Origin of the sequence: Klebsiella sp. CN_Kp106 (assembly GCF_040064575.1) — a bacterium.
GTDB classification, from domain to species: Bacteria; Pseudomonadota; Gammaproteobacteria; order Enterobacterales; family Enterobacteriaceae; genus Klebsiella; species Klebsiella michiganensis.
Window position 1 is genome coordinate 22,152 of record NZ_JBEAIG010000004.1, and the last position, 12,484, is coordinate 34,635.

Here is a 12,484-nt window from a genome sequence, read left to right on the forward strand (position 1 = left end):
GCCCATTCGCTTATCAATCCTCAACCAGCGCCTCAAGCGGGGCCGGTTTGCCGATATCATAGCCCTGCATATAATCAATCCCCAGCGAAACCACAGCCTGCCGAATCTCGGGCGTTTCGACATATTCGGCCACCACCTGCATATTTTTCATCCTCGCCAGAAGGCAAATAGAGGCAACGGCCTGATAGTCCAGACTGCTGGTCACCAGATTACGAATAAAACTACCGTCGATTTTCAGCAGATCCGCATTCATCGTTTTCAGCCGCGCGTAGCTGGCATAGCCGGTGCCAAAGTCATCAATCGCTACCCGACAGCCCAGGTCCTGAAGCTGCGCCAGGGTTTTCCGCGCCTGCTCGGGATTGGTCAGCGAATGGTTCTCCGTCAGCTCAAAAATAATCTGCCAGGGTTCAATGTCATAATGCTCCAGCAGCGTTTTTACCTGCTGATGAAAATAACTGTTACTCACTGAAAACGGCGAGATATTTATCGCCAGGCGCATTCCAGGAAGCTTTTTGCGCCGCTTGTCCATAAAGACCAGCGTATGTTCGAGGACCCAGCTATCGATACGCGCCGACAGTCCAAACTCGTGCGCCACCGGTAAAAAGACATCCGGCATGATGATTTCATCGTTGTCGTTCAGCATTCTCAGCAGAACTTCATGATAGCTATCCCCCCGGATGCCGACGATCGGTTGTGCCATCAGAACGAAGCGATCGTGTTCCAGCGCCTTCACCAGCTGATTCATTATCATGACTTTGTCTTTCAGCTCCTGCTGCGTATTAATGGCGCCGCGACGCTGTAAATTTTCAGGACTTCCGGTCGCCAGGGAAAGATCAGCCGCGCCGCTGAGTTCTCCAAGCAGTAAATGCAGATGCATCACCGGAGAGCGAACGTTGCAATAGCTGAATCCCACGGGCGGCTGCAGCGGCATACCGTTCCAGACAAAGCGAAACTTTTTGAGATGGTCAAACAGCAGGGGGACTCGCTGCTGATGGTCTTCACTGTGCAGATGGATAACCAGCTCGTGCCCGGCCATCTGATAGATATCCTCCCCGGGCTGCAATAGATCGCCAAGCGACTCGGCCAGCAGCTGCTTGTACTGAATGCGCAACAGAACGCCGTAATGGCGGCCCAATATTTCCAGCTCGGGAATGCGTAAGAAGCACAGTACTGACCAGGAGGATTTATTTAACGCCCGGCTCAGCGCGCGGATATTGGGCAAGCGTACAACCGGATCAATGAAGGCCATTCGCCGCATCCGCGCATAAAAAATTCTCTGCTGCGTCGCCAGCATCGCCATATAGGCGATAATAAATGAAAACACCAGATAGCTTGAGGAGATAATAGCCAGCTGATTACTGTAAATCGGTGAATGCGGGAGATATTGATAATGAAAGTGGATAATAACAATTAATATAGGGGACCAGACCAATGAAATGAAGCGATAGCCAAAACGCATCGCCCCCCACAGCATCACCGGCATAAGCAAGGACAAGGTATAATTTGTACTAAAAATAGTGCTCGTACTACTTAGCGGCATTAATAGCAAAACTAATAAAATTAACAGCACTACCGCCCATAAAATAAACTCAAAGTACTTTATTTTCGGATCGATCTGCAGGCGAATCTGAGAAACAAAACCCCGAATATAGAGCGGGTTGCGGATAATTCGAATCAGAAAGTAGCATAGCGGCACGCCGGTCAGGCATCCGGCCATCAGGGCCTGAAAGGTGATAAGCGAACGCAAACTTAAGGGGTTGACCCCGATCAACCCGGTCGCGCGAGGATGGATCCCCAAATACTCGGCGAGCTGGGAAAGGATAAGAAAGATCAGCGATGGCAGCAACATTTGCCAGAACAATCGCTGAGGCATCAGTCGCACATTGCCATGCGAGATTTGCTGTCTTCGCGGGACAAAAACGCGATACCCGCCCCAGCAAAGGACGGTCGGAATAAGAAAATGGAAAATCACGCCGATGGAATCTTCCAGCGCCATGCCGCGCGTAATGGAAAGCAGCAAACCGACAACGATCCCCGGTAAAGCAGCCCAGCCGAAAAACAGCATCAGGCTCAGCACTAACGCCAGAGGTAAATAGTAAAGATAAACTTCATTACCATTCAGTACAGCAACGGTGTTCGCCCATCTTGCCAGGGGGAGTAAAAGGATGGGTAAGATGAGCGGCAGCGACCACCATTTATCCCGATATCGTCTGTAAAGTTTAATAATGTTCATAGATGCTCTACGGATAACCCTAAATCCTGCAGGGTATATTCAGGCAGGCATCCAACCAACCGTCATAATCGCGCAAGGAATAACAACGCGGAACTGGCTGGTGATTTTAGTTGTCGGTGAGAATAGACGATTGATATAAATCAAAAAATCACGTCGCTAATATTAATAATGTCTTTTTTTTAACATCAATTTGCGATAAGCAGAAAGCATGTAAATACGAGGATTATCTTATATAACATTAATTAATGTTTTACCCCTGGGATTTTTACATCCTCATCAATTGACCCTTCCGCGTTACTGTGCCTTAATACGCACATCGCCCATCCTTTGGGTATACTTTAAGGAACCTTTTGTGAGTCAGGCACCCAGTATGCGTAAACGACATCGATTTAACCGTCGCATGACCCGTATCGTACTGCTTATCAGCTTTATCTTCTTCTTTGGACGCTTTGTCTACTCCTCCATCGGTGCCTGGTACCATCATCAGGACAAAAAGCAATCGCAGCAATCCACTATCACCGTTGAACCTTCAGATCCGCTAAAAACGCCGGTACAAAAATAAGCGCGGTACGCTGTTCAGCAACCGGCCTGAGAGAGCAAACGCAGCACTTCAGCGATGCCTTTGCTGATGATTTTATCCTGCCGCATGACGATGCCTAACTGCCGATACAGGCGCGGAGTCAACGATTGCACGTTCAGGCCGACGCGATCCTGCGGATCCTCTACCGCCATACGCGGCACGATGCTGTATCCCAGCCCCGCGCGCACCATGCGTTTAATCGCCTCAATGCTGCCTAACTGCATGACTGGCACGACCATCAGTCCATTATGGCGAAACCAGCCGTCAATCAGATCCCGGGTTCCGCTCCCCGCTTCAAAAGCAATTAGCGGCAATGATTGCAGAACCTCTGGCGTCAGCGGCGAGGGCAGGTCGTCCTGAGCATCGCTAAAAATACCGACAAACTCTTCATCTAAAACCGGCGTCACCGCCAGGCTGCGTCCGTTCGCCGGAAGCGTACAAAGGCCCAGATCAAGCCGGTTCTCCTCGATAGCCCGAACCACTTCCAGGGTATTGCCAACCGTCACCCTCACCGTCAGCAGAGGGTGATCCTGATGCAGCTTCTGCAGCAGCGGCGGTAACAGGTGGATACAGGCGGTCGCCCCGGTACCCAACGTTATCGAGCCGCTGATTTCTCGATTGAATTCGCTAACCGATTGCACTGCCGCGCCCACCGCCAGTTCAATCCGCTCGCTGTGCGCCAGCAGGGCGATGCCGGCCGCCGTCGCTTTGATGCCTCGTCCTGTTCGCTCAAGCAGTCTGGTTTGGAGAAATTGTTCCAGCTGACGTACCTGCAGACTTACCGCAGGCTGCGACAGCCCCAGCAGGTCAGCTGCGGCGGAAAAGCTTCCGCGCTGTACCACCAGGCGGAACGTCGCCAGATTTCCCAGATTGAGCGTCATCATCACAAAGTTTCTCTTATAAGGGTCATAAATGGACCGGCCTGCCTCCACAATAGCGTGCAGGGTATGCTGCCGACAACAGCGTAACAAAATGGACGATCATGAAAACATCTGCAAAACCACTCTCCGCGCCGGGCGCTGTCACGCTTGCCGCCGGGTGCAACCAGTTAATAAACTGGGGAATCTCATTTTAAATGCCCGGCACTTTCGCCAGAGCTATTGCTCAGGAGACCGGCTGGGCCGCAACGGAAATCTACTTTGGCCTGACTATCGCCATGCTGATGATGGCGATGCTCTCCCCGTTTGTCGCCCGGCTACTGGCCCGCTTTGGGGGTCAACGGGTGGTGGTCACGGGTACGCTGATGATTTCAGCGGGCTGCCTGGTAATGGCTTACGTCCAGAGTCTGCCGGGCTGGTTCGCCGCCTGGGTTCTGACCGGCGCCGGGATGCGTCTGGCGCTCTACGACGCGCTGTTCGCCGCGCTGGTGAATATCTATGGGCAAAGCGCCAGATTAACTATCTCACGCGTGACGCTGGCCGGCGGCCTGGCTTCGGCTCTGTTCTGGCCGCTCGGCGCCGGGTTGTTGACGCGGATGGACTGGCGGCATGCGCTGCTGATTTATGCCCTGTGTGGCCTGCTTAGCGCGATGCTGCTGTGGAAAATGCCAAATCACAGACTGCCGTCACCGAAACGGATAATGCAACGCCAGCGGCTCTCCCACCGCGATAAACGCCCTGCCCTCCTGTACGCGTCGCTGATTGCGCTGGTAACTTTTGTTTCCAACGGTACCTCGACGCATCTTCCCGAGTATATCGCCAGCGTCGGGCTTTCTGTCGCGGTGGGAATGCTGTGGGGGATTGGGCAAACCGGCGCGCGCTTTCTCGAAGTGGCATCCGGTTCTGTCCTTACGCCGTTGCGGCTAACGATACTGACCACCCTGTTGATGCCGCTCTGCTTTGCGCTCGGCCTGAGCGGGCCATATCTGTCGTGGGCGGCCGGCGGATTTGTGCTGGGTTACGGCGCGATCAACGGCCTGACGACCGTATTTAAAGCCACTCTGCCGCTGCAGCTTTTTGCCACCGAGGATTATGCCCGGCGAACCGGTATTCTGTTGATTCCCGCGCAGCTGCTGGCCGCCGCCTCGCCGTTTGCCTACGCGTGGCTGAATGATCATCTCGGGATAAGGGGTAGTTTAGCGGTTTCCGCCGCGCTGGCCCTGGTGGTGGCAGCTCTGGCGATGGCCATTGCATGGTGTCAGCGGGAGAATACGCCAGCGGCGATTGAAGAACGGGGTTGACAGTAGAAACCCGGTGTATCGGTATTCATCGTCTCAGGGAATGCCGTAATCCGGCGATCTTGTTAAGAAAAATGCCATTAATGACGTCAATCATTAATGGCATTATTTTTTTATTCAATTAACGCAAAGAATAAAGTTTATTCCCACTCAATAGTCGCCGGCGGCTTACCGCTGATGTCATACACCACGCGGGAAATACCGTTGACTTCATTGATGATGCGGTTGGACACGCGGCCGAGGAAATCGTACGGCAGGTGCGCCCAGTGAGCGGTCATAAAGTCGATGGTTTCAACCGCACGCAGGGAAACGACCCAGTCGTACTTACGACCATCGCCCATGACGCCGACGGAACGCACCGGCAGGAACACGGTGAACGCCTGACTCACTTTGTTGTACAGGTCGGCTTTGTGCAGCTCTTCAATAAAGATTGCATCCGCGCGGCGCAGCAGGTCGCAGTACTCTTTCTTCACTTCGCCCAGCACGCGCACACCCAGACCCGGCCCTGGGAACGGGTGGCGGTACAGCATATCGTACGGCAGACCCAGTTCGAGGCCAATCTTACGCACTTCATCTTTGAACAGCTCGCGCAGCGGTTCAACGAGGCCCATCTTCATCTCTTTCGGCAGGCCGCCCACGTTGTGGTGAGATTTGATGACGTGCGCTTTACCGGTTGCGGAAGCCGCGGACTCGATGACGTCAGGGTAGATGGTCCCTTGCGCCAGCCATTTCACGTCTTCCAGCTTCAGCGCTTCTTCGTCAAACACTTCAACGAACACGCGGCCGATGATTTTACGCTTCGCTTCCGGATCGTTTTCGCCCGCCAGCGCAGCCAGGAAACGCGCCTCGCCTTCGACGTGAACGATGTTCAGGCCGAAGCGATCGCCAAACATATCCATAACCTGCTGGGCTTCATTCAGACGCAGCAGACCGTTATCCACAAAGACGCAGGTCAGGTTTTTACCGATGGCGCGGTGCAGCAGCATGGCGGTGACGGAGGAATCCACGCCGCCGGACAGGCCGAGGATCACTTTATCGTCGCCAACCTGCTGACGAATGCGCTCGATGGCATCGTCGATAATTTTGGCCGGGGTCCACAGCGCTTCACACTGGCAGATATCGCGTACGAAACGCTCCAGCATGCGCAGACCCTGACGGGTATGGGTGACTTCCGGGTGGAACTGTACGCCGTAGAAGCGCTTCTCTTCGTTAGCCATAATGGCGAACGGGCAGGTTTCGGTGCTGGCAACGGTGACGAAGTCAGACGGGATGGCGGTGACTTTGTCGCCGTGGCTCATCCAGACGTCCAGCATCGGCTTACCATCCGCGCTCAGCGCATCTTCGATACCGTGAATCAGGGCGCTATCGGTCTGCACTTCAACCTGCGCATAGCCAAACTCACGTTCATTAGAGGCTTCAACGTGGCCGCCCAGCTGCATCGCCATGGTCTGCATGCCGTAGCATACGCCGAATACCGGCACGCCGGCTTCAAAGACATACTGCGGCGCGCGCGGGCTGTTATCTTCGGTGGTGCTTTCCGGGCCGCCGGAAAGAATAATGCCGTTAGGATTAAACTCACGAATTTGAGCTTCAGTCACGTCCCATGCCCACAGTTCACAGTAGACACCTAATTCACGAACGCGACGCGCAACCAGCTGGGTGTACTGAGAACCGAAGTCCAGGATAAGAATACGATGTTTATGAATGTTATCCGTCATTGACGATAATTCCGAGGCAAGTGATACAGGTTAAATAAATCGCCCGGCGCGTGGCCGGGCGATGAAAATCAGGAGCCCATGCGGTAGTTCGGGGATTCCTTGGTGATAGTCACGTCGTGAACGTGGCTCTCCTGGATACCCGCGCCGCTGATGCGCACGAATTCCGCTTTGGTCCGCAGGGTGTCGATGGTACCACAACCGGTCAGGCCCATACAGGAGCGCAGGCCGCCCATCTGCTGGTGAATGATCTCTTTCAGGCGGCCTTTATAGGCGACGCGGCCTTCGATACCTTCCGGTACAAGTTTGTCGGCGGCGTTATCGGTCTGGAAGTAGCGATCGGAGGAACCTTTAGACATCGCGCCAAGGGAACCCATACCGCGGTAAGATTTGTACGAACGGCCCTGATAGAGTTCGATTTCGCCCGGAGACTCTTCGGTACCGGCCAGCATCGAACCAACCATGACGGCGGCTGCGCCTGCGGCAATCGCTTTCGCGATATCGCCGGAGAAACGAATACCGCCGTCGGCGATAACCGGGATACCGGTGCCTTCCAGCGCTTCAACCGCGTCGGAAACGGCGGTGATCTGCGGAACGCCCACGCCGGTCACGATACGAGTCGTACAGATGGAGCCAGGGCCGATCCCTACTTTCACCGCGCTGCAGCCGGCTTCCGCCAGCGCACGTGCGCCCGCGCCGGTCGCCACGTTGCCGCCGATGATTTGCAGGTCAGGATATTTCGCACGGGTATCGCGGATACGCTGCAATACGCCTTCAGAGTGGCCGTGAGAGGAGTCGATCAGCAGAATATCTACGCCCGCGGCAACCAGCGCATCCACGCGCTCTTCGTTACCGGCACCCGCCCCCACCGCCGCACCGACGCGCAGGCGACCCTGCTCATCTTTACAGGCGTTTGGTTTACGCTCCGCTTTCTGGAAATCTTTAACGGTGATCATGCCGAGAAGATGGAAGCTATCATCCACAACCAGCGCTTTCTCAACGCGTTTTTCATGCATTTTGGCAAAAACCACTTCGCGGCTTTCGCCTTCGCGAACGGTCACCAGACGCTCTTTCGGCGTCATATAAACGCTCACCGGCTGATTCAGGTCGGTGACGAAACGCACGTCGCGACCGGTGATGATGCCGACCAGCTCGTTGTCTTCGGTCACCACCGGATAGCCAGCAAAACCGTTGCGTTCAGTCAGCTCTTTCACTTCGCGCAGAGTGGTGGTCGGCAGGACGGTCTGCGGGTCGGTAACCACGCCGGACTCATGCTTCTTCACGCGCTTAACTTCTTCCGCCTGGCGCTCGATGGACATGTTTTTATGAATAAAGCCGATGCCGCCTTCCTGTGCCAGGGCAATTGCCAGACGCGCTTCCGTCACGGTATCCATTGCAGCAGAGAGCATTGGAATATTCAGACGAATGGTTTTCGTCAGCTGAGTGCTGAGATCGGCGGTATTTGGCAGAACGGTTGAATGAGCGGGAACGAGGAGGACGTCGTCAAACGTCAGGGCTTCTTTAGCGATACGTAGCATGGGCAATATCTCGACCAGGGTGGATAAATATTGCCGTGGCATTATACAGAGCGTAACCGATTGCATCTACCCTTTTTTGCAAATAATACTTGCGATCCCCTCCCAGCAGGTTACTATCGACTGAATAACCTGCTGATTTAGAATTTGATCTTGCTCACATGTTGCCATCTCAATCCCCCTCAATTTACACGGTTAGCCGCCTCAATCAGTCGGTTCGACTGCTGCTCGAACGTGAAATGGGTCAGGTATGGATCAGCGGCGAGATTTCCAATTTCAGCCAGCCCGCTTCCGGCCACTGGTACTTCACCCTAAAAGACGATAACGCCCAGGTGCGCTGCGCGATGTTCCGCAACAGCAACCGCCGCGTGACGTTCCGTCCGCAGCACGGGCAGCAGGTGCTGGTCCGCGCTAATATCACGCTGTACGAGCCGCGCGGCGATTATCAGATCATCGTGGAAAGCATGCAGCCTGCGGGCGAAGGTCTGCTTCAGCAGAAGTATGAACAGCTCAAGACCGCGCTGGCGGCGGAAGGCTTGTTCGATCAGCAGCATAAAAAAACGCTCCCCTCTCCCGCGCACTGCGTTGGCGTCATCACCTCAAAAACCGGTGCTGCGCTGCACGATATTTTACACGTGCTCAAGCGCCGCGATCCTTCCCTGCCGGTGATTATTTACCCGACCGCCGTCCAGGGGGAAGATGCGCCGGGGCAGATCGTTCGCGCGATTGAGCTGGCCAACGCGCGCCAGGAGTGCGACGTGCTGATTGTCGGGCGCGGCGGCGGTTCGCTGGAAGATTTATGGAGCTTTAACGATGAGCGAGTGGCGCGGGCGATTTTTGCCAGCCCTATTGCCATCGTCAGCGCCGTAGGCCATGAGACTGACGTCACTATCGCCGATTTTGTCGCCGACCTGCGCGCCCCGACGCCTTCCGCGGCGGCGGAAATGGTCAGCCGCAACCAGCAGGAGCTGCTGCGCCAGCTCCAGTCCGTGCAGCAGCGCCTTGAAATGGCGATGGACTACTTCCTTGCCAACCGCCATCGTCGCTTTACCCAGGTTTTTCACCGCCTGCAGCAACAGCATCCTCAGCTGCGGCTGGCCCGTCAGCAAACGGAGCTTGAAAGATTGCGTCAGCGCATGCGTTCCGCTCTTGAGACGCAAATAAAGCGCGCCGACCAGCGCCAGCAGCGCGCCGCGCAGCGCCTGAATCAACAAAACCCACAGCCGCGAATTCACCGCGCCCAGAGCCGTATTCAACAGCTGGAATACCGGCTGGCGGAAAACATCCGCGCGCGTCTTGGCGAACAACGTGAACGCTTCGGTAATATGGTCACGCACCTGGAAGCCGTCAGCCCGCTGGCGACGCTGGCCCGCGGCTATAGCGTCACTTCTGCCAGCGACGGCAAGGTGCTGAAACAAACGAAACAGGTGCGCGAGGGAGACATCCTCACTACCCGTTTGAACGATGGCTGGGTAGAGAGCGAAGTGAAGAACATCACGCCGGTGAAGAAAACCCGTTCCCGCAAAAAAGCCGGATAAGCCTGCCATTTCGACCGAGGATAACTATACTGCTGTCATGCCCTTTTTAAACGGTTCTATCCGGCTAAGGAGCGTGATATGCCAGATGCTTATCCTCGTTTTGTAATTCCGCCCTACATTTTACGCCGCATTGTCGATCGTGGTTCCCTTCAGCAGCAGCGCTGCGCGCAGAATACCCTCAGCCACGTTCAGACCCTGATGGCGCACGTTCCGGGGCGCCCTGCCGCGCCCCACGTCACCACGCCGGGCCTGCTTGAACGCGATATTTATGATGCCGGGCAGACCCAGGATCTACCGGGTACTCAGGTCCGTTTTGAGGGACAGCCCTCCAACGGCGACGTTGCCGTTGATGAAGCCTATGACTATCTCGGCATCACCCATGATTTCTTCTGGAAGAGCTACCAGCGCGATTCGCTGGATAACCGCGGATTGAAGCTCACCGGCAGCGTCCACTATGGTCACGAATATCAAAACGCATTCTGGAACGGCCAACAAATGGTGTTTGGCGACGGGGATGGCGAGATTTTTAATCGTTTTACTATCGCCATTGACGTAGTGGCGCACGAACTAAGCCACGGCGTGACGGAGAGCGAAGCCGGTCTCATCTATTTCGAACAATCCGGCGCGCTGAACGAATCGCTTTCCGATGTTTTCGGTTCGCTGGTCAAACAGTATCAGCGCCAGCAGACGGCAGACAAAGCGGACTGGATCATTGGCGAGGGACTACTCGCGAAAGGCATCCACGGCAAAGGTCTGCGCTCAATGTCGCAGCCGGGTACCGCATACGATGACCCTGTCCTTGGCAAAGATCCGCAACCCGCCCATATGAAAGATTTTGTTCATACCCAGCAGGATAACGGCGGCGTGCATATCAACTCCGGCATTCCTAATCACGCCTTTTATCTCGCCGCCAGCGCCCTCGGCGGTTTTGCATGGGAGAAAGCGGGATACGCCTGGTACGACGCGGTGTGCGATCAATCTCTGGCAAAAGACGCCGATTTCTCAGCCTTTGCCAGGCTGACGATTCGCCACGGCGAGAAACGCTCTGGCAAAGAGACCGCAGAGGCGATTACTCAGGCCTGGGAGCGGGTCGGAGTGGTGCTATGAACCTTGCCGATCTTAGCGATGACGCGGTGATTGAGCTGGCGCGCGAGGGCGGCGTTGCCTGGATCCCGGCGCTCAGCGGGATGCGTAAGATCGTCGTGGCGAAGCTCAACGAGCAACAGAAGCAGCGGATTGCGACGATTCTCCAACAGTCGCTACCGCTGGGCAAGCCGCCGGGCCAGCCCGACTCGCCTGGACGGGGCGACCAGCGTTTTTTTCGCATCCAGATCGTCAGCGAGCAGCACTACCACAGCCTGATTATTCTCATTCCGGAGGATCGTGCGCCAGATTCACTGGTTGAACTCTGGCGCGACGGCGAAGGCTGCGTCAGCGATAAAGATTAAATCGGCACAAACTCGACGCGTTTTTTCGAAATCAGCCCGTGGCCATTCTGGCAAAAATAATCCACCGCGCCGCAGGCTTTTAACACCTCCAGCGGCTTGTGGCAGTCCGGGCAGCGGGCTTCGACAACATACTCTTTCGCACAACGCTCGCAGCGGGCGCTATTGCCCTGCACAGCAAGCTGCGCATGGCACACGGGGCAATCAAATTCCATGGTGACTCCTGACGACGGGTATATCGCTTTATTTTATCACGGTTGCACAATCTGTGGCTGCTGCCAGTCATAATCCTTCAGCAGGTTACTCGCCCCCAGGCGGTCCGCCACCTTTAATTTTATTCACCCTGCATACTGAATCGGGACTGAGCAAAAGCATCATAGACCTGCTTATCGGTAAACGGCGGAAAAGTGGCCCGTTTAGCGGCATCAACCAGCGCGGCGCAATAGGCTTTATGAACTTCACTCGTTGTCACGCTATTCAGTTTCCCCTCATCGCTAAATCTCAGATGTATTGTGCATTTTTTTCCCGTCCAGCCGTAGCGATTGGATAACCGGGAATCAATAGACTCTTTTATCGCTCTCGCCTGTTTGCCATATTTATCGTCATCGCTGAAGCGTCCGGAGCTACAGCTCCCAAGCGCTGATGTTTTATGACAGTCAGAAGGATGAAACGGCGTACAGCTGCTGGCTAAAATAACCAAACCGACCATCACTATTGTTTTTTTCATATCCCTGCCCCCATCGTTTGACACGATTCTCCCTACGCTCATTTACCTGCGTTCTACTTTAGCGAAAAGGAACGCCGCTGCTTTGAATACTGCCGGGCTGGTTTGGCGCTGGCACCTCTACGCAAGGCGGCCCCGGCTTGAAATGAATGGTAATGATGTTATTGCTGGAAGGCTTCCCTTTGATGTATCGCCATTTTTCCATTGCGGCCCTGACTTCATTATCAAACATTCCGGAAGGATCTGAGCTTAATAACCGAACGTGAGTCACCCTCCCATTCTCATCAACGTCAAATTGCGCTTTAACCTGACCCGGTATCCCTTTTTTTTCGGCTTTCGCGGGATAAGCAGGCTTAACGCGCGGTTCAATCGGTTGTGATTCAGCGGCACAGGCTATGGGAATAAGAAACAGCATCAGGAGAGTTAAAAGGCTTTTCATTCTGACCTCATTGTCACAAAAATATTTATCCTCCCTGGTTTTTCTCACATTTATAACCCGGCCTCAAGCGAGTTTATTATTATTCTGCGCATGTACAAT

Annotated in this window: 10 protein-coding genes and 2 pseudogenes; 5 read left to right on the plus strand and 7 right to left on the minus strand. The window is 54.9% G+C overall.

The features are described 5' to 3' along the window. Positions 1-13 precede the first annotated feature (13 nt). The gene (locus tag ABLU96_RS03875) at positions 14-2,233 is read right to left on the minus strand and encodes an EAL domain-containing protein (RefSeq protein ID WP_064404373.1); all 2,220 of its coding nucleotides are present in this window, start codon (positions 2,231-2,233) and stop codon (positions 14-16) included. 370 nt (positions 2,234-2,603) lie between these two features. Here ABLU96_RS03875 and ABLU96_RS03880 point away from each other — a divergent pair, with 370 nt between their 5' ends. After that, complete coding sequence (locus tag ABLU96_RS03880; RefSeq protein WP_009654356.1) at positions 2,604-2,795, plus strand: YfgG family protein; 192 nt, start codon at positions 2,604-2,606, stop codon at positions 2,793-2,795. A 14-nt stretch (positions 2,796-2,809) separates the two neighbouring features. Here the strand turns inward: ABLU96_RS03880 and ABLU96_RS03885 are convergent, their stop codons facing one another. After that, the gene (locus tag ABLU96_RS03885) at positions 2,810-3,697 is read right to left on the minus strand and encodes a LysR family transcriptional regulator (RefSeq protein ID WP_014230353.1); all 888 of its coding nucleotides are present in this window, start codon (positions 3,695-3,697) and stop codon (positions 2,810-2,812) included. Positions 3,698-3,795: 98 nt separating this feature from the next. Between ABLU96_RS03885 and ABLU96_RS03890 the strand changes: the two are divergent. Continuing rightward, positions 3,796-4,992 (plus strand): annotated as a pseudogene (locus ABLU96_RS03890) (MFS transporter). Positions 4,993-5,129: 137 nt separating this feature from the next. Here the strand turns inward: ABLU96_RS03890 and guaA are convergent. After that, complete coding sequence (gene guaA, locus ABLU96_RS03895) at positions 5,130-6,707, minus strand: glutamine-hydrolyzing GMP synthase (RefSeq protein WP_004853173.1); 1,578 nt, start codon at positions 6,705-6,707, stop codon at positions 5,130-5,132. Positions 6,708-6,775: 68 nt separating this feature from the next. Further along, entirely contained in the window at positions 6,776-8,242 is a 1,467-nt protein-coding gene (gene guaB / locus ABLU96_RS03900) for an IMP dehydrogenase (RefSeq protein ID WP_014230355.1), read from the minus strand. A 158-nt stretch (positions 8,243-8,400) separates the two neighbouring features. On the opposite strand from guaB, the pseudogene xseA reads away from it, so the two are divergent. From xseA to ABLU96_RS03915, 3 genes and pseudogenes are all read left to right on the plus strand, one after another. Then, a pseudogene (gene xseA, locus ABLU96_RS03905) lies at positions 8,401-9,784 on the plus strand (exodeoxyribonuclease VII large subunit); the annotation flags it as partial. Positions 9,785-9,855: 71 nt separating this feature from the next. Then, entirely contained in the window at positions 9,856-10,884 is a 1,029-nt protein-coding gene (locus ABLU96_RS03910; protein ID WP_064375075.1) for a M4 family metallopeptidase, read from the plus strand. Continuing rightward, positions 10,881-11,225 carry a protealysin inhibitor emfourin gene (locus tag ABLU96_RS03915; RefSeq protein WP_009654386.1) on the plus strand — a complete coding sequence of 115 codons (345 nt, stop codon included), beginning with the start codon at positions 10,881-10,883 and terminating at the stop codon, positions 11,223-11,225. Before ABLU96_RS03910 ends, ABLU96_RS03915 begins: the two co-directional genes overlap by 4 nt. Here the strand turns inward: ABLU96_RS03915 and ABLU96_RS03920 are convergent. The 3 genes from ABLU96_RS03920 to ABLU96_RS03930 all read right to left on the minus strand — a co-directional run bounded on the left by ABLU96_RS03920 (position 11,222) and on the right by ABLU96_RS03930 (position 12,385). Beyond that, the gene (locus tag ABLU96_RS03920) at positions 11,222-11,437 is read right to left on the minus strand and encodes a zinc ribbon domain-containing protein (protein ID WP_004853184.1); all 216 of its coding nucleotides are present in this window, start codon (positions 11,435-11,437) and stop codon (positions 11,222-11,224) included. The two genes, ABLU96_RS03915 and ABLU96_RS03920, sit on opposite strands and share 4 nt — an antisense overlap. 119 nt (positions 11,438-11,556) lie before the next feature. Beyond that, on the minus strand, positions 11,557-11,949 hold the full coding sequence (locus tag ABLU96_RS03925; RefSeq protein ID WP_348862334.1) for a cell envelope integrity TolA C-terminal domain-containing protein: 393 nt from the start codon (positions 11,947-11,949) through the stop codon (positions 11,557-11,559). A 58-nt stretch (positions 11,950-12,007) separates the two neighbouring features. Next, complete coding sequence (locus tag ABLU96_RS03930) at positions 12,008-12,385, minus strand: TonB family protein (protein ID WP_025106606.1); 378 nt, start codon at positions 12,383-12,385, stop codon at positions 12,008-12,010. Between the last annotated feature and the right edge of the window lie 99 nt (positions 12,386-12,484).